The 21,423-nt window shown below is 69.0% G+C and carries 15 protein-coding genes and 7 pseudogenes; 9 read left to right on the top strand and 13 right to left on the bottom strand.

What is annotated here, in order from left to right:
* A partial coding sequence (locus tag FREUN1FDRAFT_RS30235) for a histidine kinase (protein ID WP_006544115.1) occupies positions 1-856 on the top strand: 856 nt, incomplete at its 5' end.
* Positions 857-1,034: 178 nt separating this feature from the next.
* On the opposite strand, the pseudogene FREUN1FDRAFT_RS30230 reads toward FREUN1FDRAFT_RS30235, so the two are convergent.
* Positions 1,035-1,832: pseudogene (locus FREUN1FDRAFT_RS30230) on the bottom strand (IS701 family transposase); the annotation flags it as partial.
* 136 nt (positions 1,833-1,968) lie between these two features.
* Between FREUN1FDRAFT_RS30230 and FREUN1FDRAFT_RS30225 the strand changes: the two are divergent.
* The 4 genes and pseudogenes from FREUN1FDRAFT_RS30225 to FREUN1FDRAFT_RS46930 all read left to right on the top strand — a co-directional run.
* Positions 1,969-2,385: pseudogene (locus tag FREUN1FDRAFT_RS30225) on the top strand (transposase); the annotation flags it as partial.
* A 77-nt stretch (positions 2,386-2,462) separates the two neighbouring features.
* Positions 2,463-2,723 (top strand): annotated as a pseudogene (locus FREUN1FDRAFT_RS30220) (transposase); the annotation flags it as partial.
* Between the two features lie 206 nt (positions 2,724-2,929).
* Positions 2,930-3,967, top strand: a complete 1,038-nt coding sequence (locus FREUN1FDRAFT_RS30215; RefSeq protein WP_050796103.1) for an integrase core domain-containing protein — start codon at positions 2,930-2,932, stop codon at positions 3,965-3,967.
* Between the two features lie 46 nt (positions 3,968-4,013).
* Positions 4,014-4,193 (top strand): annotated as a pseudogene (locus FREUN1FDRAFT_RS46930) (zinc ribbon domain-containing protein); the annotation flags it as partial.
* 189 nt (positions 4,194-4,382) lie between these two features.
* On the opposite strand, the gene FREUN1FDRAFT_RS46925 reads toward FREUN1FDRAFT_RS46930, so the two are convergent.
* Complete coding sequence (locus FREUN1FDRAFT_RS46925) at positions 4,383-4,619, bottom strand: hypothetical protein (RefSeq protein ID WP_232295482.1); 237 nt, start codon at positions 4,617-4,619, stop codon at positions 4,383-4,385.
* 173 nt (positions 4,620-4,792) lie between these two features.
* Between FREUN1FDRAFT_RS46925 and FREUN1FDRAFT_RS30205 the strand changes: the two genes are divergently transcribed.
* The gene (locus FREUN1FDRAFT_RS30205) at positions 4,793-5,272 is read left to right on the top strand and encodes a group II intron maturase-specific domain-containing protein (protein WP_050796102.1); all 480 of its coding nucleotides are present in this window, start codon (positions 4,793-4,795) and stop codon (positions 5,270-5,272) included.
* A 187-nt stretch (positions 5,273-5,459) separates the two neighbouring features.
* On the opposite strand, the gene FREUN1FDRAFT_RS30200 is transcribed toward FREUN1FDRAFT_RS30205, so the two are convergent.
* The 7 genes from FREUN1FDRAFT_RS30200 to FREUN1FDRAFT_RS30170 form a co-directional block, all read right to left on the bottom strand.
* Entirely contained in the window at positions 5,460-6,110 is a 651-nt protein-coding gene (locus FREUN1FDRAFT_RS30200; protein ID WP_006544107.1) for a 3-oxoacid CoA-transferase subunit B, read from the bottom strand.
* 84 nt (positions 6,111-6,194) lie between these two features.
* The gene (locus FREUN1FDRAFT_RS30195) at positions 6,195-6,959 is read right to left on the bottom strand and encodes a CoA transferase subunit A (RefSeq protein WP_006544105.1); all 765 of its coding nucleotides are present in this window, start codon (positions 6,957-6,959) and stop codon (positions 6,195-6,197) included.
* Entirely contained in the window at positions 6,960-8,180 is a 1,221-nt protein-coding gene (fahA, locus tag FREUN1FDRAFT_RS30190; protein WP_006544104.1) for a fumarylacetoacetase, read from the bottom strand.
* The gene (locus FREUN1FDRAFT_RS30185; protein WP_006544103.1) at positions 8,177-9,031 is read right to left on the bottom strand and encodes a hypothetical protein; all 855 of its coding nucleotides are present in this window, start codon (positions 9,029-9,031) and stop codon (positions 8,177-8,179) included. The genes fahA and FREUN1FDRAFT_RS30185 overlap by 4 nt, the downstream gene beginning before the upstream one ends.
* A complete protein-coding gene (locus FREUN1FDRAFT_RS30180) occupies positions 9,028-10,242 on the bottom strand; it encodes a homogentisate 1,2-dioxygenase (protein WP_006544102.1) in 1,215 nt (404 codons plus the stop codon). The genes FREUN1FDRAFT_RS30185 and FREUN1FDRAFT_RS30180 overlap by 4 nt, the downstream gene beginning before the upstream one ends.
* A 35-nt stretch (positions 10,243-10,277) precedes the next feature.
* Positions 10,278-11,906 (bottom strand): FAD-dependent monooxygenase, encoded by a 1,629-nt coding sequence (locus tag FREUN1FDRAFT_RS30175; protein WP_006544101.1) that lies wholly within the window; start codon positions 11,904-11,906, stop codon positions 10,278-10,280.
* A complete protein-coding gene (locus tag FREUN1FDRAFT_RS30170; protein WP_006544100.1) occupies positions 11,903-12,865 on the bottom strand; it encodes an MBL fold metallo-hydrolase in 963 nt (320 codons plus the stop codon). Before FREUN1FDRAFT_RS30170 ends, FREUN1FDRAFT_RS30175 begins: the two co-directional genes overlap by 4 nt.
* Positions 12,866-13,173: 308 nt before the next feature.
* Here FREUN1FDRAFT_RS30170 and FREUN1FDRAFT_RS30165 point away from each other — a divergent pair.
* Positions 13,174-14,313, top strand: a pseudogene (locus tag FREUN1FDRAFT_RS30165) (IS110 family transposase); the annotation flags it as partial.
* Positions 14,314-14,401: 88 nt separating this feature from the next.
* On the opposite strand, the gene FREUN1FDRAFT_RS30160 reads toward FREUN1FDRAFT_RS30165, so the two are convergent.
* Entirely contained in the window at positions 14,402-15,721 is a 1,320-nt protein-coding gene (locus FREUN1FDRAFT_RS30160; RefSeq protein WP_006544098.1) for an MFS transporter, read from the bottom strand.
* Positions 15,722-15,837: 116 nt separating this feature from the next.
* Here FREUN1FDRAFT_RS30160 and FREUN1FDRAFT_RS30155 point away from each other — a divergent pair, with 116 nt between their 5' ends.
* Entirely contained in the window at positions 15,838-16,752 is a 915-nt protein-coding gene (locus FREUN1FDRAFT_RS30155; RefSeq protein WP_006544097.1) for a LysR family transcriptional regulator, read from the top strand.
* A 613-nt stretch (positions 16,753-17,365) separates the two neighbouring features.
* Here the strand turns inward: FREUN1FDRAFT_RS30155 and FREUN1FDRAFT_RS30145 are convergent.
* Both FREUN1FDRAFT_RS30145 and FREUN1FDRAFT_RS46920 read right to left on the bottom strand, forming a co-directional pair.
* Positions 17,366-18,727 carry an alpha/beta hydrolase gene (locus FREUN1FDRAFT_RS30145; protein ID WP_006544096.1) on the bottom strand — a complete coding sequence of 454 codons (1,362 nt, stop codon included), beginning with the start codon at positions 18,725-18,727 and terminating at the stop codon, positions 17,366-17,368.
* Positions 18,728-19,193: 466 nt separating this feature from the next.
* Positions 19,194-19,759 (bottom strand): annotated as a pseudogene (locus FREUN1FDRAFT_RS46920) (IS110 family transposase); the annotation flags it as partial.
* A 479-nt stretch (positions 19,760-20,238) separates the two neighbouring features.
* Between FREUN1FDRAFT_RS46920 and FREUN1FDRAFT_RS30135 the strand changes: the two are divergent.
* Positions 20,239-20,805, top strand: a complete 567-nt coding sequence (locus tag FREUN1FDRAFT_RS30135) for a transposase (protein ID WP_006544093.1) — start codon at positions 20,239-20,241, stop codon at positions 20,803-20,805.
* Positions 20,806-20,914: 109 nt separating this feature from the next.
* Here the strand turns inward: FREUN1FDRAFT_RS30135 and FREUN1FDRAFT_RS30130 are convergent.
* Positions 20,915-21,423, bottom strand: a pseudogene (locus FREUN1FDRAFT_RS30130) (transposase); the annotation flags it as partial.

The raw sequence follows: 21,423 nt of genomic DNA, 5'->3' as shown, positions 1-21,423 counted from the left end.
CGCCCGGTCGATGCGGATCACGGTGATCCCTTGGCTGCGGGGTGGTGAGGAGATGCTCGCGCTCGTCTTCACCGACATCAGCGACCTGCGCCGGGCCGAGAGAGAAGCACGCACGCTCTGCCAGCGGGCAGAGCGGGGCCGGGCCTGGCTGGCGGCCAGCGCCGAGATCACGACCAGCGTGCTCGCCGCCCCGGATCCGCGCGACGCGTTCGGTCTCGTCGCGCGGATCGGTCGGCGGGCAGCCGCCGCGGACATCGGCATGGTCGCCGTCCCCGACGAAGACGGCACTCTGGTCGTGACCGCCGCCGCCGCGGCCCCCGGCCTGCCCGCGGACGCCGAGTCGCTACGAGGGCTGACCGTCACCCTCGCCGCCGGTTTCCACGCGGACGTGCTTGCCGCGGGCCACGCCGTCGCGCTGGAGGGTCTGTCCCTGCGGGGTAACCGGGTCGTTCCCACCCCGGTGCTACCTCTCGCCGCGGCACTGGCCGTGCCGCTACGCCTCGCTCGGAACCCCTCGGCGATTCTGATCCTCGGGCACCGGACAGGCCCACTACGTCTTGCTGCGCCCGACATCGAGCTGGTCGAGGCCTTCGCCGCCGACGCCGCGCTCGCCCTCGAACTGGCCGAGGCACATCAGGAACGCGCCCGCCTCGCGGTCCTCGAGGATCGCGACCGCATCGCCCGCGACCTGGGCGACCTCGTCCTCCAACGCCTGTTCGCCATCGGCCTGCACCTGCAGTCCCTGACCCGCGCAGCCGGCGACCTCATCAACGCACGACTCACCGCGGCCATCGGCGCCCTCGACCAGACCATCGAGGAGATCCGCCACACGATCCTACGCGTACAGCCCGCATGAACCGGGCAGCACTTGGTCCACCGGCAGGTAACGCACCGCCTAGTAGGACTTTGTTAGGTGACTTCGGGATGTCGGATCGTTGCCGCTGGTAATGGTTCGTAGGGGCGGTGGCAGGTGCGGCAGGCGCCGGTCCAGACGTTGAGCAGGGTCTGGAGGTGTCGAAGGACTTGGTAGAGGGTCAGGCCGGCGCAGGGGCTTTTGGGGTGCGGCGGAGCTGGGTGCAGAGGGCTTGGGCGAGGCAGGCGAGGGTGACGTGTCGGTGCCAGCCGTCGAAGGAACGTCCCTCGTAGTGGTCGAGACCGAGGCCGTCGGTGAGCTCGCGGTAGTCATGTTCGATCCGCCAGCGCAGCTTCGCGAGCCGCACGAGACGACCGAGCGGGATGTCGGCGGGCAGGGTGGAGAGCCAGTAGTCGGTGGGCTCCGGCTCGCCCGGGGGCCATTCGGCGAGCAGCCAGCATTCCGGCAGGCTGCGGTCGGCGGCCCGTGGCACTGATCTTCCGGCGGGGCGGACTCGGAGGGCCAGGAACCTTGACCGCATCGCGGCGGCCGGGTTGTCCGGGCCGTGATGGGTGCCGCGTCGCCAGGTCACCCATCGTGCCGCGCTGCGGCCGGCGGCCAGGACCAAGGCCTTCAACGTCGACGGCGGGTCCGGATAGGCGGGCACTGGCGGGCGGCCGTTGCCGGAGTACGGCGCGGTCACCGGCTCGGCCGCGCCCGGGTGGGCGGTGGCGGTGTGGGTGACACCGAGGACGTAGACCAGGTCGCGTTCGGTCAGGCCTTGGCGGAACTCGGCGCAGTCGCCGTAGGCGGCGTCGGCGAGGACCGGCCGGCTGGGCACGCCCCAGCCGATGACCTCGTCGAGCATGTCCAGGGCCAGGCGCCACTTCTCGCGGTGCCGCGCGGTGTCGGGGATCCCGGCCCGTAGCCGGCGGGCGCGTACCGCGGCGGCCTCGTCCGGGTCCTCGACACCGGTGTCGGGGCGTGTCATGACGACCGTGTAAGCCAGAGGTGGACCATGATCGACCTACCTAATCTGATCGGGGTAGGTCGGAAAGGGACACCGAGTGACGCAGAGTACGACGTTTCGGGCAGACGATGAAGCGGCGCGGAGGATCTCCGATGCCTTTTCTCCCGAGGCGATTGATGTGTTGTTGAAGGACGCGAAAGCGACCGGAACACCGATCGACGGCGCCGATGGTCTGTTGAACCAGATGACGAAGGCTGCCCTGGAGCGGGTGTTGCAGGTCGAGATGACGGACCATCTCGGCTATGAGGTGGGTGACCCTGCGGGTCAGGGAACGGGGAACTCCCGGAACGGGAAGTCCAGAAAGACGGTGTCGACCCGGAACGGGCCTGTCGAGATCGAGGTGCCACGGGACCGGAACGGGTCGTTCGAGCCGACGATCGTGCCGAAGCGTGCGCGGCGTCTGGGGAATCTCGACGACATGGTCCTGTCGCTGTACTCCCGTGGGATGACGACTCGCGACATCGAGGCGCATCTGCGGGAGGTGTACGGCGTCCAGGCGTCACGGGAACTTGAGGTGGGGCCCGTTCTTCGGACAGTGATCCCTATGAGGGATAATTGATCTGTGAACGGAGGAGATCAATGAGTCAGTCGCGGAGACGGTTCACGCCCGAGTACAAGGACGAGGCAGTCAAACTCGTCATCGATTCCGGCCGTCCGGTGTCAGCGGTCGCGAAAGACCTCGGCATCAACGAGGGAACGCTCGGGAGCTGGGTCGCGACCTGGCGGCGAGCGCACCAGGACGAAGAAGAGCCCCTGTCGATGTCCGAACGTGCCCGGCTCCGGGAGCTGGAAAAGGAGAACCGGGAACTCCGGATGGAGCGTGAGTTCCTCTCAAAAGCGGGTGTGCCACGAACGCTGAAAGTTGCTTGTTAGCTGGGTGACGGACGGCGGTGCTGTACGAAAGATGGAGGATTGAAGGCCCTCCGGAGCCGCCCTTCGGGGGAGGCTTCAAACTGCCCTCTGCCGCGTTGACTGAAGACCGTCGTGGTGAGCGACGAGGGAAAAGGCGCACGTGATGCGTCAGGTGGGGTCCAGGAAGGCGTTGCATCGAAAGTCCCGCGAGGGATTCACCGTCTGATAGCGTCGTTATATCGAAGGACGTCGAGTTGCTGGTGCTGCGGCATGAGGTCGCGGTGCTGCGCCGCACCCAGCCCAAGCCGCGGTGGGACTGGGCAGACCGGGCGGTGCTCGCCGCACTGATCCGACTCCTACCCAGAGCGCTGCGAGTGCACCGGCTGGTCACTCCCGGCACCGTCCTACGGTGGCACCGCCGCCTGATCACACAGAAATGGACCCATCCACAGCGGATGGGTCGGCCACCGGTCGACACGGAGATCGTGACCCTCATCGAGCGGCTCGCGACCGAGAACCCGACGTGGGGCTACCAGCGGATCCGGGGCGAGCTGCTCAAGCTCGGTCACCGGGTGAGTGCCTCCACGATCCGCCGGGTCCTGAAGTCCCGGGGGCTGCCCCCGGCTCCGCAACGGCAGACCGACACGACCTGGCGGCAGTTCCTGCGCACCCAAGCCTCGACGATGCTGGCCGTGGACTTCTTCCACGTGGACTGCGCCGTGACGCTGCGGCGTCTGTACTGCTTCTTCGTCCTCGAGGTCGGCTCCCGCACCGTCCACATCCTCGGGGTCACCGCCCACCCGGACGGACCGTGGACCACCCAACAAGCCCGGAACCTGCTCATGGATCTCGGTGACCGGGCTGCCGACTTCCGGTTCCTGGTCCGTGACCGGGCCGGACAGTTCACCGCGTCGTTCGACGCGGTCCTCGCCGACGCCGGCATCACCGCGATCAAGATCCCACCCCGGACCCCGCGAGCGAACGCCTACGCGGAACGGTTCGTCCTGACGGTCCGGACCGAGGTCACCGACCGCATGCTGATCTTCGGAGAGCGGCACCTGCGCACCGCCCTGGCCGAGTACGCGGCCCACTACAACGGACGGCGGCCCCACCGCGGGCGTGACCTTCAGCCTCCACGGCCCGATCACCCTGTCGCGGTCCTCAGCCAGGAACGGATCAAGCGCCGGTCCGTCCTCGGCGGCCTGATCAACGAATACGAACGAGCCGCCTAAAAGACCAGGTCAAGGCCGGTGGCCGAGTTCTGGCACCCTACAGTCGCTGCTGCAGGGGCTCGCCGCGTGCTCGGCGTGCGGTTACGGCTACTATCGCACCTCGACACGGACCACGAACAAGAAGATCTACTACTACCGTTGCCTTGGTTCCGACGACTACCGCTACGAAAACGGCCGCGTGTGCTCGAACAAGCCGGTCCGCGCCGACTACCTCGACGACGTCGTCTGGGAACACATCACGAGACTGATCAGCGACCCGACCCTTATCCAGGCCCGCAACTCGGATCCCGCGAAACGCCAGCGCGAACAGGTCGAGCTCTCGCTCACGAAGACCACCACCGCCATCGCCCGCATGATCGAGGCGTTCCAGGAACAGCTGGTAACGCTCGACGAACTCCGCGCGCGAATGCCCGAGCTACGCATCCGCGAGACGAATCTCCGTGGCCAGCTCGACGCGCTCGACAGTCAGATCGCCGACCGCAACCTCTATCTCACCCTCGCAGCAGACCTCGAGGGATTCCTGGCACAGCTGAGCGAGAACGCGAACAGCGCCCAGATCGTCGACCGGCAACGTGTCCTGCGACTGCTCGTCAAGAACGTTCTCATCGACCCCGAAAAGATCACAATCCGCCATCGCATCCCACTTCGTCAACGAGCAGCAGACCACAGCACCCCGACCGCCAGCACCGACACGGAGGGTGACAGGAAGGCTGGTTGCCAAGTGCGTTGGGGGCGTAACATCACCCGTTCTCGCCAACCTGTTCATGCACTACGAGTTCGACCTGTTCCTGGCTCGGAGTTCCCGGCTATGCGGACGACGCGATCGTGCACTGCGCGTCGGAACGGGAGGCCCGCGTGGTGCTGGCCGCGCTTACCAGCCGGATGGAGGAGGTCGGGCTGCGGCTGCACCCGACCAAGACCAGGATGGTGTACTGCAAGGACAACAGGCGACGTGGCTCGCACGAGCACACCTCGTTCACGTTCCTGGGGTACACCTTCCCGCCCAGGGGAGCCAGGAGAGCCGACGGGACGATGTTCGTGGGTTTCCAGCCCGCGGTCAGCCCCGAGGCGCTCAAGAAAATGAGCCAGCGGGTCCGCCGATGGCGGATCCGCACGCGTACCAGGCACGACCTGGGCGAGCTCGCCGCGCTGATCAACCCGGTCGTGGCGGGCCGGATGAACTACTACGGCCGGTTCTACCGGTCGCAGCTGAATCCCCTCCTGCAACACATCAACACCTACCTGATGCGCTGGGCTGGCAAGAAGTACAGACGGCTCCGCGCGTTCAAGCGGTTCCAGGCATAGTGGTCCGGGCTCCTTGATCGAGAGCCCGGGCTGTTCGCGCACTGGGCCTGGGCACGCATGCCTGCCGGACTGCGATGAGAAGAGCGGAGTGAACCGGGAGGCTCACGCTCCGTTCTGTGGGAGCCCGGGGGTGCGATCCCCCCGGGCGACCCGACCAGCCGGTGCAGCGACCTGGCAGGGAGAGCTTTCAGCATGCGGGGACGAGGATCTCTGGCTCGGTCTTCTGCCGGACCTCCTCGACGGTCACGTCGGGGGCGAGCTCGACCAGGACGAGGCCGCCGCCGTGTGTTGCGGGTGTGACGTCGAGGACGCACAGGTCGGTGATGATGCGTTGGACGACGCCGCGGCCGGTGTAGGGCAGGGTGCACTCGCGGACCACCTTGTGGGTGCCGTCCTTGGCGACGTGCTCCATCAGCACGATCACCTTCTTGGCGCCGTGGACCAGGTCCATCGCTCCGCCCATGCCCTTGACCATCTTGCCGGGGATCATCCAGTTGGCGATGTCGCCCGTGGCCGAGACCTGCATCGCGCCGAGGATGGCGGCGTCGATCTTCCCGCCGCGGATCATCCCGAAGCTGGTCGCGGAGTCGAAGAATGAGGCGCCCTTGCGCACCGTGACGGTCTCCTTGCCGGCGTTGATCAGGTCGGGGTCGACCTGGTCCTCGGTCGGGTAGGCACCCACCCCGAGGATGCCGTTCTCGGACTGCAGCACCAGCTCGACGTCGTCGGGCACGTAGTTGGGCACCAGCGTGGGCAGCCCGATGCCGAGGTTGACGTAGTCGCCGGCGGCCAGCTCCGCGGCCGCGCGGGCGGCCATCTGCTCACGCGTCCACGCCATCGGCGTTGTCCTCCTTCTCCACCGTCGACAGCAACGCCGACACGAACTCCTGCACTGTGAGCGGCTCGATCGCGGGCTCGGTGGTCATCGCGTCGTCCTCTTCTCGATCCTCTTCTCGGCCGCCTGCTCGGGGGTCAGCGGCACCACCCGGTGCACGAACACCCCGGGCAGGTGGACGTGGTTGGGGTCGAGCTCGCCGGGCTTGAGGAGCTGCTCGACCTCGGCGATGGTGACCTGGCCGGCCATCGCGGCCAGCGGGTTGAAGTTGCGGGCGGAGTCCTTGAACACCAAGTTGCCGTGCCGGTCGCCCTTCCAGGCCCGGACCAGCCCGTAATCGGCCACGATGGCGCGCTCGAGCACGAACTCCTTGGGCCCCTCGGCGGTCTCGAAGACCTGGGTCTGCTTGGCCGGGCTGGTCTTCTCCACGGTGCCGGCGGAGTCGTACTTCCACGGCAGCCCGCCCTGGGCGACCTGGGTGCCGACCCCGGTGGCGGTGAAGAACGCCGGGATGCCGGAGCCACCGGCGCGCAGCCGCTCGGCCAGGGTGCCCTGCGGGGTCAGCTCGACCTCCAGCTCCCCGGCGAGGTACTGCCGGGCGAACTGCTTGTTCTCACCCACGTAGGAGGCCACCACCCGGCGCAGCCGGCCGGCGCCGAGCAGCAGCCCCAGGCCCCAGTCGTCCACGCCGGCGTTGTTGGAGACCACCTCCAGGTCCTTGGTGCCGGCCTCGAGCAGGGCCTGGATCAGCACCGACGGGATCCCGCACAACCCGAACCCGCCCACCGACAGCGTCGTACCGTCGGGGATGTCGGCCACCGCCTCGGCGGCCGACCCGATCACCTTGTCCACTCAGACCCCCTCAGGCCCCGTGCCGGAAAGGGGCTGCTTGGAAGCGAGGATGCGGCCGCGGGCCTCGCCGAATCCGAGCCGCCGGCCGTCGGCCGTCGGGGCGGTCGCGCGCAGCACGACCTCGTCGCCGTCCTCGAGGAAGGTGCGGGCTTGGCCGTTGACCTCGACCGGCTCCGCGCCGTTCCAGGTCAGTTCGATGAACGCCCCCCGCCGGCCGCGGGCCGGCCCGGAGATCGTGCCGGAGGCGAACAGGTCACCGGTCCGCGTGGGCGCCCCGTTGACCGTGAGGTGGGCCAGCATCTGGGCCGGGGACCAGTACATCGCCGAGTACGGCGGCCGGGAGACCACCTGTCCGTTCCACTCCACCTCCAGGTCGACGTCCAGGCCCCACGGCCGGTCGAGCGCGAGGTAGGGCAGCACGGCCGGCTCCTGGACCGGGGTGTCCACCCGCGCCCCCTCCAGCGCCAGCATCGGCACCACCCACGGGGAGATCGTGGAGGCGAACGACTTGCCGAGGTTCGGCCCCAGCGGGACGTACTCCCAGGCCTGGATGTCGCGCGCGGACCAGTCGTTGAACAGCACCACCCCGAACAGGTGCTCCTCGGCCTCCGCCACCGCGATGGGCTCCCCCATCGGGTTGCCGACCCCGACCACGAAGCCCAGCTCGGCCTCGATGTCGAGCCGGGTCGACGGGCCGAACACCGGCAACGGGTCACGCGGGCCCTTGCGCTGACCGGCCGGGCGGACGACGTCGGTGCCCGACACCACGATCGAGGCCGAGCGGCCGTGGTAGCCGATCGGCAGGTGCCGCCAGTTCGGCGTCAGCGGGTCGGGGCTGTCGGGCCGGAACAGCCGGCCCAGGTCCGCCGCGTGATGCTCGGAGGCGTAGAAGTCGACGTAGTCGGCCACCTCGAACGGCAGGTGCAGCGACACCGCGCCCAGGTGGTGCACCGCCGCCGCCGGCACCTCGGCCTGCAGCGCCTCGCTGATCGCCGTGCGCACTTCCACCCATCGCTGGGCGCCCTGGGCCATGAAGGCGTTCAGCGACGGCCGCGCGAACACCGGGTCGTCGAGCAGGAGCGCGAGGTCGACCACGTGGTCGCCGTACCGCACCCCGACCCGTGGATCCCGGCCGGGCGCGGAGTAGACGCCGTACGGCAGGTTGTGCAGCCCGAACAGGTCGTTCTCGTCCGCGGTCAGCGTGATCGTCTGGTCGTTCATGACAGGCCCTTCGTGAGGTCGGGGTCGAGCAGGCCGAGGTCGGCGAGTTCCTCGACCGGTTCAGTGACGGAGCAGGTGCCGAAGGAGCGGAACGTCTCCCGCACCCGAGTGGAGAGGGCACGGACCCGCTGGGTCACGCGGGCGCCGTCGCGGTCGGCCAGGATCTCGACGAGATCCGTCTCGTCGGCGCCGTCGAGGGCGGCTGCGGTGGCGGCGAGCAGGTTGAGGAACCCATGCTGCTCGAACCCGGTCTCGGGGTCGGTGTTGCGCAGGGCGTGGTGCAGCCCGGCCGTGGCCTTGAACGGCACCCCTGCCCGCACCGCCGCCAGGACGGCGCCGGCGAGCTCCTTCTCGTCGGGGTAGAGCTCCGCCCGGACGCCACCGGTGCGGAACTTCGCCAGGAAACGCGTGCCCGACAGGGCGGCCAGCACCGCGTCGCGCCGACTGTCACGGGGCACCTCGACGAAGACCGTCACTGAGGTGCGCCCCGCGAGAGCCTCGTCGAGGGTGGGTACGACGTCCTCCGGCTTCGTCTCGGCGGTCAACGCCACCTCGAGGCTGACCAGGTGCACAGCCGGGATCGCCTCTGCGGTCGCGACCGCACCGCCGACCGCGGGCAGCGGTGCGGTCAGCGACAGTGCGAGTGATCCGGGCGCACGACCGGCCACCAGCGGCGCCAGCGCGTCGAGGTCCTTGGCCGCCAGCACCAGAGCGCCGACGAGCCCGGCATGGGCTGAGCGGACGTGACGGACGTGTGCCGGCACCGCCTCGGCCAGCGGCAGGTTCCCGGGCGGAAAGACGGCGGCGTCGTCCAGCAGGCCGGTGAACAGGCTCATCTCCGGGCTGGTCATCCGTCGGTCGCTCCGGTCTCGCCGCGGTCGCCGCGCGCCCAGGAGTAGGCGTAGACCCCGTCGTCGGAGGCCCGGGCGGCCTCGCCCAGCTCGAGCGGCCGGAAGGTGTCGACCATGACGGCGAGCTCGTCGAAGAACTCGGCCCCGATGCTGCGCGCGTAGGCGTCCGGCTGCGGCCCGTGCGGATGCCCACCCGGGTGCAGGCTGATCGACCCCTGCCCGATACCGGAGCCCTTGCGCGCCTCGTAGTCCCCGCCGCAGTAGAACATCACCTCGTCGCTGTCGACGTTGGAGTGGTAGTACGGCACCGGGATCGACAGCGGGTGGTAGTCGACCTTGCGCGGCACGAAGTTGCAGATCACGAAGTTGCGCCCCTCGAAGACCTGGTGCGCCGGCGGCGGCTGGTGCACCTTGCCCGTGATCGGCATGTAGTCGTGCACGCTGAACCCGAACGGGTAGAGGCAGCCGTCCCAGCCCACCACGTCGAAGGGGTGGTGCGGCAGCACGTGCACCGTGCCCGCGATCCCGCCCGGACCGGGCCCCCGGTGCTTGAGGTAGACCTCGACGTTCTCCTCCTCCACCACCCGGGGCTCCGACGGCCCCCGCAGGTCCCGCTCGCAGTACGGCGCGTGCTCCAACAGTTGCCCGAACCGCGAGAGGTACCGCCTCGGCGGGGTGATGTGGGAGTTCGCCTCGATCGCATAGATCCGCACGGTGCTTTTCGGCACCACCCTGTAGGTCGTCGCGCGTGGGATGACGGCGTAGTCGCCCTCGCCGACCTCGAGGTCGCCGAACACGGTCTCCACGACCGCCTCCCCCGCTTCCAGGTAGAGGCACTCGTCACCGATGGCGTTGCGGTAGTACGGCGACACAGCGTCGGCCACCACGTACGAAAGCCGCACGTCGGCGTTGCCCAGCAGCAGCCGGCGCCCGGTCACCGCGTCGACCCCGCTCGCGCCCTCCTCGAACAGCTTGTGCGTGAAGAGGTGGATCGGGATCAGCGGGTGGTTGGGCAGCGTGGACTGGTCGGGCAGCTCCCAGACCCGGTACTCGCTGATCGCCGAGGGGATGTGCCGGTGGTAGAGCAGCGAGGAGTCGGACGAGAACCCCTCCTCCCCCATCAGCTCCTCGTAGTACAGCGACCCGTCGGGGGCACGGTGCTGGGTGTGCCGCTTGGGTGGGACGAACCCCGCGGAACGGTAGAACGGCATGTGGATCTCCTCCTCGGATGGCCTGGGCCTCGACCTCAGCGGGCGACGCAGAGCGCCCGCTCGGCGGCCTCTGCCAGGTCGGCGGCCCTGTCGGACGTGGTGGCGGAGGTGATCACGGCGGCGACATGGCCGTCTGGGCGGACCAGCCAGGTCTCCCCCGGCCGGGCGCCGAGCGCGGCTGTGAGAGTGCCGCCCGGGTCGATGTCGGCCAGGCGCAGTACCCGGGTGGGGGCGTCGGTGGCCTCCTTGAGTACGACGGCGGTCTCGTGGGCGTCGACTCCGTCGGTGGTCAGTGCCAGCAGCCCGTCGCGGACCAGCTGGCGCAGCCGCATCACGTCGGGGCGGACCGTCACCGTGATCGGGGCGTCGGGAATGAGCACGCCGGGGACCGCCACGGGCATCTCACCGCGTGGCGGCCGGCCGGCGAAGCGGCGCCCCGGGTCGGCGGTGGTCAGCGGTGAGTCGACGTACCAGAAAGGCTCGGCGAACCGGCCGCTGTCGACGCGCGCCTGGGCGTCGGGAGCTCCGACGGCCTCCTCCAGCAGGCGGCGGCGGGCCTCCCACTCGGCGTCGTCCTGCGGCACCAGGAAGCGCATGGTGTGGCTGGTGACCTCGAGGTTCTCGTGTGCCGCGGCGAGCCGCTCGGAGTCGTAGCTGCCGAGCAGTGTCTCGGTGGACCAGCCGTGCAGCACGAAGGCGAGCTTCCAGGCGGCGTTCTCGGCGTCGGCGACACCGGAGTTGAGGCCTCGGGCGCCGAAGGGAGCGACCAGGTGGGCGCAGTCGCCGGCGAGCAGCACTCGGCCGACACGCATCCGGTCGACGCTGCGGGCGTGGAACCGGTAGATCGACTTCCACACGATCTCGTACGGGCGGTCGCCGATGATCTGCCGGATCCGGGCGTCGAGCCGGCCGTCGGCGGCCTCGGCGTCGAGGTCGAACTCCGCCGGTACCTGCCAGTCGATGCGGAAGGTGGCGTCGGGGCAGGGGTGGATGAGGACCTGCCGGCCCGGATTCCAGTCGGGGTCGAAGTAGAAGCGGCGCTCGGTCTCCCAACCGGGTAGGTCGGCTCGGATGTCGCAGATCAGGAAGCGGTCGTCGAAGGTCTGGCCGTCGAAGGTCACCCCGAGCAACTGGCGGACGCGGTCGCCTCGCGCGCCCGCGGAGGCGACGGCGTACGCTGCCCGCACCTGTGTCTCGCCTGCGGGCGTGGCGCACGTCAAGGTGACCTCCTCCTCGGTCTGCTCGATGCCGACCACCTCACAGCCCCAGCGGACCTCGATGAGTGACTGGGTGGCGATCTGCTCGTCCAGCACCTGTTCGGAGTGGCACTGGGAGACGTTGACGAAAGCCGGCAGCGGCGAGTGACCGCGGTCGACGAAGGACCAGTGGAAGAGCTCCTGGTCGCGGTAGAAGGTGCGGGCGGTGGTCCAGGTCAGGCCGTCCTCGGCGATCCGGCCGGCACCGACGCTGGCCCAGATGTCGAGCACGTCGCGCTGCTGGCAGATCGCCTTGGACCCCACGGCGTCGCGCTCGGGGCGGGCGTCGAGCAGGACGACCGGGATGCCCCAGCGGGCCAGCAGCAGAGCGGTGGTCTGGCCGACCGGGCCGTTGCCGATGACGGCGACCGGAAGGCCGGTGTAGCCGGGCAGGCTCATCGGACTCATCCCTGCAGCTCGTCCCAGACCTCACGGTCGCGCTCGGCGGTCCAGATGCGTGGCCAGTCGATGCCGTCCAGCTCGTCCCAGACGCGCTGGACGTCGAAGGGAAGGCAGTGCTCGAAGATCGGCCAGGCGCCGAACTTGGGGGCGAGCGCCTGGTGGGTGGCCTCGAATGCTTCCTTGAGGCTTCCGCCTCGAGCGTGCACGGCACCGACCTTCTCGCGCATGACGAGCAGGAAGGAGCGGGTCTGCTCGATCGCGGCGTCGACCGCCTCGCGGCCTCGCGGGACCGCGCCGCGGCCGCCGACCAGCGCCTCGGCGCCGAAGGCCTTCACCCGGTCCAGGGTGCCGGTCGACCAGTCGGTGTGGAAGGCGTCGCCGGTGTAGAGCGCGGCTTCGGCCTCGACCAGGTCGCCGGCGAAGAGCACCTTCTGTCGCGGCAGCCAGGCGACGATGTCGCCGGCGGTGTGGCCGCGGCCGCAGTACTGCAACACCAGCTTGCCGCGGGCCCCGCCCAGGTCGATCGTCATCGAGTCGCTGAAGGTGACCTCCGGCCAGGTCAGACCCGGGATCGTGTCGGGCTCACGGAACAGCCGTGGCATGCGGCCGAACTCGCTGTCCCAGTCCTGCTTGCCGCGCTCCTTGATCAGCTTCCAGGTGTTGTCGTGGGCGATGATCACCTCGACGTCGAACGCCGAGGCTCCCAAGACCCGGACGGCGTGGTAGTGCGAGAGCACCAGGTACTTGACCGGCTTGTCGGTGTGCTCGCGCAGCTTGTCCAGCCAGTCGCGCGCAGCGACGGGAGTGGCGCGGGCCTCGAAGGCGACGAGGAAGTCCTCGCCCTCGATGGCGCCGACATTGGGGTCGCCCTCGGCGGTCAGGGCGTAGACGCCGTCGGCGAGGACCTCGAGGGTCTCGGTCTTCTCACCCAGGTCGGTGGAGGAGGCGAAGGGCTTGGCAGCCATGGCGGTGGTCCTAATGAGTTCTGGGAGTCAGCCATCCGGCAGACTCCGGGCGGTAGCCGCCGGCAGGTGAGCACTCGTTCGTCCCGGACTCGAGTCCTGACGAAAGACCGTGCCCATGCCGGTCAGGCCGGGAGAGTTGATCGCTGATGGGATGTCGTGCCTGCTGCTTGCGGCGTGAGCACTGTGTTCATGAGGTCGCTGATGGTTCTCCCGCAGGCTGCTCATGGTGATCGGCACGAGGCGAGGGAGGGACGTTGCGGCTGTTCGTGGGCGATGATTGAGCCGAGGATCATCACGACGTGGAGGTGATGGATGCCTCCGGACGGCGGCTGGCGAAGGCCCGGCTGCCCGAGGGAGTGACCGGCATGACCCGGCTGCACGCGCTGGTCGGCGAGCATGCCGGTGACAACCCCGACGACGTCGAGGTGCTCGTCGGGATCGAGACCGACCGCGGGCCGTGGGTGGCGGCGCTGGTCGCCGCTGGCTACACCGTGTTCGCGATCAACCCTCTGCGGGCGTCGCACTACCGGGCGCGGCACACCGTGTCCGGGGCCAAGAGCGACGCCGGCGACGCGCACGTGCTCGCGGACATGGTCCGCACCGACGCCCACCAGCTGCGGCCAGTGGCCGGCGACACCGCCACCGTCGAGGCGGTCAAGGTCGTGACCCGCACTCACAAGACGTTGATCTGGGAACGGACCCGTCATACCCAGCGGCTGCGACACGCGCTGCGCGACTACTTCCCCGCCGCGCTGGTCGCGTTCGAGGACCTCGGCGCCGCCGACACCCTGGAACTGCTGGCCAAGGCCTCCACCCCCGCTGAAGCCGCCCGGCTGACTGTCAGCCAGATCAGCGCCGCCCTGCGCCGCGCCCGCCGCCGCGACATCCCCGCGAAGGCCGCCGCGATCCAGGCCGCGCTGCGCGCCGAGCACCTCGGCCAGCCTGACGTCGTCACCGGCGCCTACGCCGTCTCGGTCCGCTCCCTGGTCGCGGTGCTGACCGTGCTCGACGACCAGGTCAAGTTCCTGCAGGGACAGGTGGAGGAACATTTTGGCCGGCACCCGGCCGCTGAGGTCGTCGGGTCCCGGCCAGGGCTGGGACCCGTCCTCGGCGCCCGGGTGCTCGCGGAGTTCGGTGACGACCCCGACCGCTACGCCACCGCCAAGGCCCGCAAGAACTACGCCGGCACCTCGCCGATCACCCGCGCCTCCGGCAGGAAGAAGACCGTCGCTGCCCGGCACGTCCACAACGACCGGCTCATCGACGCCCTCATGACCCAGGCCTTCACCAGCCTGCGGTGGTCGCCCGGCGCCCGTGCCTACTACGACCGGCAGCGAGAACGCGGAGCCAGCCACAACGCCGCCCTGCGCCAGCTCGCCAACCGCCTCGTCGGCATCCTGCACGGCTGCCTCAAGGCCGGCGCCCTCTACGACGAGGCGACCGCCTGGCCGCCAGGCGTCGAGAAGATCGCTGCTTGGCACTTCAGCTCCTGGGATGTCTTTCGGGACGGAAGGGGGATCGGGTCGGGCGGTCGGTTCAGGACGCGTGGGTCCGGGTGTCGCGGGCCACGACGGCGAGACAGCCGAGGCTGACCAGGGAGACGACGACGAGGTACGCCGTCACCGGGGCGGAGGAGTCTCCGGCGGCGTACAGCGCCGTGGCGAGCGTCGGGGCGAGTCCGCCGCCGAGGACGGAGCCGATCTGGTAGCCGAGGGAGGCGCCGCTGTAGCGGACCTTGGCCTTGAACAGGTCGGAGAAGAGCGCGGCGATCGGGCCATAGGTAACGCCGAGGAAGAACGCGGTTCCAAGGATGCCGACGAGGATCAGCGCCGGGCTGGCGGTGTCGACCAGCGGGAACAGCACGGCCATCCAGCCGGCCAGGCCGGCGGAGCCGAGCAGCAGCACGCGGTGCCGGCCATGGCGGTCGGAGAGCGCAGCCGCCCACGGGATGACAGCCAGCCAGGCCACCGCTCCCACCAGCGTGAGGGTGAGCATCAGGCTGCGCTCGAGCCCCAGGTTGTTGGTGCCGTAGCCGAGTAGGTAAGCCATGAAGATGTAGCCCACGGTGTTGTTGCCCATGAAGCCGCCGGCGGCCAGCAGGACCTGGCGGGGGTGCTCCTTGAGCACCGTGACGATCGGCATCCGGGCCTCATCGCCGGACTCCTTGACCTGCTCGAACTCGGGGCTCTCGGTGATGTTGAACCGGATCACCAGGCCAATGACGACGAGCAGGGCGCTGGCCAGGAAGGGCACGCGCCAGCCCCAGGCGGCGAAGGCCGCGTCGCTGGTGGTGGCCGAGAGGGTGAGGAAGACCAGGTTGGCCAGGATCAGGCCACCGGGGACGCCCATCTGCGGAAAACTGCCGTATAAGCCCCGCTTGTTGGCCGGGGCGTGCTCGACGGCCATCAGGACGGCGCCGCCCCATTCGCCGCCGACGCCGATGCCCTGGATGAACCGCAGGGTGACCAGCAGGACCGGGGCCCACACACCGATCGCGTCGTACGTCGGCAGCAGGCCGACGCCCGCGGTGGCGACACCCATCAGGACAAGGGAGGTGACCAGCATCGACTTGCGACCCACCCGGTCGCCGAAGTGACCCATCACCACACCGCCGAGCGGACGTGCCAGGAACCCGACCGAATACGTCGCGAAGGCAGCCAAGGTGCCCGCGCCCGACGAGAACGTCGGGAAGAAGAGCGGGCCGAACACGACGGCGGCGGCCATCCCGTAGACGAAGTAGTCGTACCACTCGATCGCGGTGCCGACGAAGCTGGCCGCGGCCACCTTGAGCGGGCTCGCCCGGCGGGTGGTTCCGGTCGGCACGGCGGTCGAGGCCGCGGAGGGCATCAATGTCATGAGTGGCTCCAGGGGTACTGGTTCGAGTCCGGTGGGATCGACTTCCGGATCAATGTGACAGCCGTCACCTATGTTGGAAAAGGACAGGAATCCTAGGAACTACATAGGATAAGCTTATGAAGCCGGTCCGTTTTTCTCTCCGCCAACTCGAGTACTTCGTCGCGATCGCCGACGCCGGCACGCTCAGCAAGGCCGCCGAGCGGCTGCACGTCTCACAGCCCAGCCTGTCCGCCGCGCTGACCGACCTTGAGCGGGCTCTCGACGTACAGCTCGCGGTCCGTCGAAAGGCGCACGGAGTCACCCTTACGCCTTCAGGGGCACAGGTGCTCCGCTACGCCCGCGACCTGTTGCAGCGAGCCGAGGACCTCAAGAGCGTCGCGTCCGGCGGCGACGCCCTGACCGGAACGCTGTCCCTCGGCTGCTATGTCACGCTGGCGCCGACCGCACTCCCCTCGCTACTGGAAGGCTTCACCGACCTTTACCCCGGTGTCACCATTGACTTCACCGAGGGCACCCAGGACGTGCTCCAGCGGCTACTGCTCGGCGGCGAGCTCGACCTGGCCATTCTCTACGACATGGAGGTCATGCCCGAGATGGCGCGGGCCGTCATCGAGACCCGCCGCCCCCACATCCTGCTCCCGGCCGACCACCGTCTCGCCGACGCCAACGCCGTCTCGCTCGCCGACCTCGCCGAGGAGCCGATGATCCTCCTGAACGCACCACCCAGCTCGCACAACACCCTCAGGATCTTCGAACGATTCGACGTCACCCCAAACGTTCGCTATCGGCCGAAGACCTTCGAGCTCACCCGAGCCCTGGTGGGTCACGGCATGGGCTACGCCTTGCTCGTCCAAAGGCCCGCGAACGACCGCACGTACGAGGGCCACCAGGTCATCATCAAGGAGATCGCCGAACCCGTCGACGAGTACCGGATCCTCGTTGCGTGGCCCAAGGGCATGAGCCTAAATCGGCGCGCCCAGGCGTTCGTCGATTACTGCCGCCAAAGGCCGTCAGACACGGCGCAAGACTGAGCCGCGCTACGCACCAGCACCCGCCGTTGTCAACGAGGGGGCCCCAACTCCTGAAGCCCCGAGCTCCATGTCCATAACCTGCACCTGCACCAAGGGGACGTCGGGTAGACCTCCACAGTGGCGGTCCACCTCCCGATTGGACAGGAGGACCTGCCCGACATCCTCCGTGCCGCAGCACCAGCCGCTCGACCTCGCGGTACACAGTCTCGCCCGTGGCCGGCGCGTCGACGAACAGCAGGAGCTGGTGATCTCCGAGAGCCGACACGGTTTGAACCGCACGTTCAGGCGCCCGACCGTCGACCGCTTGAAGCGAATCGCATTCGCACGACGGACGCACGCCTCCCTCTAGGGACATCGCCCGCTTTCCTCCATGCGGGGTCGAGCGAAACGGCTGCGCGGTTGGGTGGCCGTGAAGGTGGACGGCTGGAGGAAGGACATCGCCTGCTTGGCGCGTGTCCGCAGCAGCCTCCGTTACCCTGCCCGGCGCGAGCACGAACGGGTTCAGCACCTACCCCGAGCCCAAGTCGATCATCAACTGCTGACGAGGAGCCCTCTCTTGAGACAGGTTGCGGCGCAACAGATGCAAAGAGGACCCCTCGCCGAGCCGATACGGCTAGGGGCGCAGCTCGGGCCGCGGCATGTCACTGGCCCGGTAACGCAGATAGTTCGAGGTGTCGGTGCCGGTTTCAGCCGCGCGGTCTGTCATTGCCGCAGGGCTGGTGCTCGGCCAGACCCCGACGCTCAGGCGCCGATCCATGGTCTCGATCGCGGCGATCTGCTCACTCGTGGTGAAGTTGCAGTGCCCCGGGGCGGCGGTATACGTCTGCCGGAGCAGCGCACCTTCGTGGTTGGCTCGCACCCGGTCCGCGTACGCCGTCTCCAGGTTCGGGAAGACGAGGTTATCGCCGGTCGTGTGCACCGTCAGCAACGGCACCCGCAGCTCCCCAGTCGGGGCGTAAGCGTTCATGGCGTCGATCGCCTGCGGGTCCGACGGCGCGACCCTCGGCGCGGACTCGAGCGCGTCCAGGTCCTCCCCCAGATCAAGTCCAGCTTCCCGGTATAAAGCGGCGACCTCCGCCTTTGGACCGCTGCCGAGATCGGCGTACAGATCCCGATAGTTCACCCCGCTGTTCCACGAGAATGGGCCACCCGCGGCTGCCTCCATGTCGGCGCGAACCAGCGTCTGGAACCCTGCGAACACGCTGACAAACGAGTGGAACTGATTGATCTGCTGCGCTTCGTAGTCGTGTCGGCCCGGCTCGTCCGTCCCCAGATCCGACCACGGCGGCAAGGTCGCGAACGACGCCGCGAGCGCGAGCCGGGCCCGGCCCTCCGAGGTCTGCTGCGCGGTCCGCGCTAGCGCCGCCCAGTAATCGGCTGCGGCGGCCGGGTCCTCTGCGCCGACGAGGGGGACTGTCCCGTCGGGATCGAGGAGAGCCCGCATTGTGAACGCGCCATCAAGATAGGAGTTGAACCACGGCACGACGCCGGCGGTGTCGGGGCACATGGCGACCGCGCCGTCGATCCGGTCCCCGGCCCGCTCAGCCAGGAGCGTCGTGATCTCCCCGCCCATGGAATGACCCCAGGCGATCACCCTCCGCGGCGCACCAACCTGTTCGGCGAACTGGTCGATCGTTGCGATCTGGGAACCCAGCGCGGCCGGGGTCTGCCACCCGGGGCCGGGAAAGGAAGACCCCGCAAGGGCGTACCCGTCCGCGAGAAGCGCCTTACCGACCTCCTCGTTACTGACATCCTGCGCAGGGTTTTCCGGCCTGGAGGTGTAACCGTGGGAGTAGAGTAAGAGGGTACCGTTCCAGTCCGAGGGCACCTCAATGAGGTAGTCTGACCCGTCGGTAAGCGCACCGGTAATGATGCGGGCGCTGTTGTCCACGCCCGCGGCAGCGCCGCCGCCGGCCAGTACGGTGAGTGTCAGGGCTGCGGTGCCCGCCGCGGCGAGTGTCTTCTTATAGCGCATATTGTTGGATCTGCCTCTTCTTCGAAGATGCCGTCGCTCGACAGCGCGGGTATTTTGAGGGCATCGGTGCAGTCGGGCACCGCCACCACACCAGCTTGATCAGCCGGACCGCGAGCGCTGAGAACCGCTGCGACGGCGCCAAGTGCGTGGCGATCATGGGTGTTTCCCGAACTCCTACCCACTATGGTCGCAGTCACATGTCCCAGGAAAGAACAGTTAACCTCTGATATTCATAAGGAAAGTCGATGAGCGTCGGCGCGTTCGTCGAGCACTCCGAGGAGCTTGCGGGCGACGCCGGCGATGACCCGGCCGAACGCGGCGGTGCCGGGCACGAGCACGGTCTGCTCGTCGAGGACACGGATCAGCTGGGCGGACAGGGTTTTCGCGAGCTGTGGCGAGCGGGGGTGCATCGCCTCGGCGATGCCGGCCTCGCCGAGCTGCCGCCAGGCGGCTGGGGTGGGCGCAGCGGCGAGGATCTCGAGGATGCCGGGCCGGTGGATGTGCCTGCCCAGCAGGCGTTCCGCGGCCGGGTGGATGTGCAGCAGGGCGTCACGCAACCGGTTGGTGAGCCGGGTGGCTTCGGCCGCGAGATCACTGTCGTAGCCGACCAGCACGGTCAGTCCGGCCAAGGTCTCGTCGTCGGTGCCGACCCGACGCAGGGTGTAGGGCAGTTCTGGCGGCGTCGGCGATGACGTAGGCGTCGCGGGCGTCGGTCTTGGACTCGCCGGGGTGCAGGTCCGCCAGGCGGCGCATCGCCAGTCCTGGCAGGTAGGCGACGTCCAGGCCCATCTGCCGGGCGACCGCGATCGGCAGGGCTCCGATGCTCGCGGGTTGGTCGACGATCACCAGCACTCGTCCAGCCTCGGCGAGCTGGGCGAAGACCTGCCGCAGGGCGGGCTCGTCCTTGGGGAGCGGCCGGTCGTAAATCTTCTTCCCGGCCGGGTTCAACGCGGTCGCGTGGTGGGTTTCCTTGCCGACGTCGAGCCCGCAGAACACAGAGTAGGGTTCGGTCGGGTTGTTGGTCTCCTCCAAGCGGATCACCTTCTGTGGCGGGGTCCAGGCCGACCATGAACAGCGCCGGCAGCCACGTTACGAGCAGGCATCACTCACACCAGGTCTCTATCAGCGGTCACGTCCGTCCGCCGTCTCCGGTGACAACACCCCAGGTCATGAGCGACAGGGGCGATCAGTCATGCCGGAGACGGTGGCCCGAACGGCCCCTTTCGGGCCTGCGAGCAAGGTAACTGTGAGTCTGGTCGGGCGGCCCTGGCTGGGGTTGCTGTAAGGATCGGCGCCGGCGTTCCGGCGTGACCCGCAAGGTAACTGGCGACCTGTTCATCGGTCGGCCGTGGCCCCGAGATGTCTGCGGGAACGTCGACGCCGGCATGGCCCACGCGTTGGCTTGATCAGCAGCTTGTCCGCCTGACCCGGCGTGACCCGTCACAGTTCCGCCACGCGGTGCCTCCAGCCCGGCCGACCCCGATAAGCTGCTGGACAAGGAGAACATGCGCATGCCCCTGCTCGCGGACCAGATCGACGGTGTCGTCGGCGTCGACACCCACCGCGACACCCTCACCGCCGCAGTGGTCGGTCCGATCGGCGCGGTCCTCGCCAACGCGCAGGTGCCCGCGGACGCCGACGGCTACGGGAGACTGCTCGAACTCGCCCGTCAGCACGTGCCCGGCAGACGGTGCTGGGCACTGGAAGGCGCCGGCAGCTACGGCGCGGGCCTGGCCGAGTTCCTCGACACCGCCGAAGAACAGGTCATCGAGGTCTGCCGGCCCAAGCGTCCGGCCACTCGTGGAGGCCGCAAGACCGACGCTCTCGACGCCGTTCGCGCGGCACGTGAAGCGTTTACCTCAGAACATCTGATCCACCCGCGCCGCCGCGGTGAACGCGAAGCACTCCGGGTCCTGCTCGCCACTCTCGCCGGCGCCGTTCTCGCCCGGACAGCGGCAGTCAACCAGCTCAAGGCACTGATCGTGTCCGCGCCCGAGGCCCGCCGCACCGAGCTACGCGGTCGCACGACCAGCCGGCAGATGGCCTACTGCCAGGCACGGACCCGCGCACCCCGATGACGGGATCGAGCTCCGCGCGACCGTGCGGGCGCTGCGATGCACCACCGAACGGATCCAGACGTTGACCACGGAAGCCAAGGAACTCGAAAAAGTGCCCCTATGTCCTTCGTCAAGCCGGTGAGGGGGTCGGGGCCTGGTAGAAGGTGCCGTTGCGAAGCATCGCGTAGAGCACGTCGATCCGGCGCCGGGCGAGGCAGGTGAGAGCGGCGACGTGATGTTTGCCTTCCGCGCGTTTCTTGTCGTAGTAGGCCCGGGACGGGGGTTCGCGTAGGGAGGCGAACGCGGCCAGGTAGAAGGCGCGTTTGAGTTGTTTGTTGCCGCGTCGGGAGGGGTGTTCCCCTCGGATGGAAGAGCCCGATGCCCGGGTGGCGGGGGCGAGACCGGCGTAGGCGGCCAGGTGCCCGGCGGTGGGGAAGCTGCTGGCGTCCCCGACGTCGATGAGGATGCGGGCGGCGGTCCTGACCCCGATACCGGGCATGGAGGTCAGGACCTTGGAAAGAGGGTGGGCCTCCAGAAGCTCCGCGATCCGGTCCGCGAGGAGTTCCGCTGGTCATGGACGGCGGTCAGGGGAACGGGCCAGGCTGGGAATGGATCAGAATCGCCGCGTCGGTGCCGGGT

The sequence above is a fragment of the Parafrankia sp. EUN1f genome, from assembly GCF_000177675.1.
In the GTDB taxonomy this organism is placed as follows: Bacteria; Actinomycetota; Actinomycetes; order Frankiales; family Frankiaceae; genus Parafrankia.
Note: the sequence above shows the minus strand (reverse complement) of the source record. Positions and strands in the feature narration are given on the sequence as shown.

Coding starts and splice junctions, on each gene's coding strand:
- FREUN1FDRAFT_RS30160 (WP_006544098.1), bottom strand. CDS start 15,721: ATGACATTGATGCCCTCCGCGGCCTCGACCGCCGTGCCGACCGGAACC.
- FREUN1FDRAFT_RS30180 (WP_006544102.1), bottom strand. CDS start 10,242: ATGCCGTTCTACCGTTCCGCGGGGTTCGTCCCACCCAAGCGGCACACC.
- FREUN1FDRAFT_RS30155 (WP_006544097.1), top strand. CDS start 15,838: ATGAAGCCGGTCCGTTTTTCTCTCCGCCAACTCGAGTACTTCGTCGCG.
- FREUN1FDRAFT_RS30175 (WP_006544101.1), bottom strand. CDS start 11,906: ATGAGTCCGATGAGCCTGCCCGGCTACACCGGCCTTCCGGTCGCCGTC.
- fahA (WP_006544104.1), bottom strand. CDS start 8,180: ATGAACGACCAGACGATCACGCTGACCGCGGACGAGAACGACCTGTTC.
- FREUN1FDRAFT_RS30145 (WP_006544096.1), bottom strand. CDS start 18,727: ATGCGCTATAAGAAGACACTCGCCGCGGCGGGCACCGCAGCCCTGACA.
- FREUN1FDRAFT_RS30170 (WP_006544100.1), bottom strand. CDS start 12,865: ATGGCTGCCAAGCCCTTCGCCTCCTCCACCGACCTGGGTGAGAAGACC.
- FREUN1FDRAFT_RS30200 (WP_006544107.1), bottom strand. CDS start 6,110: ATGGCGTGGACGCGTGAGCAGATGGCCGCCCGCGCGGCCGCGGAGCTG.
- FREUN1FDRAFT_RS30135 (WP_006544093.1), top strand. CDS start 20,239: ATGCCCCTGCTCGCGGACCAGATCGACGGTGTCGTCGGCGTCGACACC.
- FREUN1FDRAFT_RS30185 (WP_006544103.1), bottom strand. CDS start 9,031: ATGACCAGCCCGGAGATGAGCCTGTTCACCGGCCTGCTGGACGACGCC.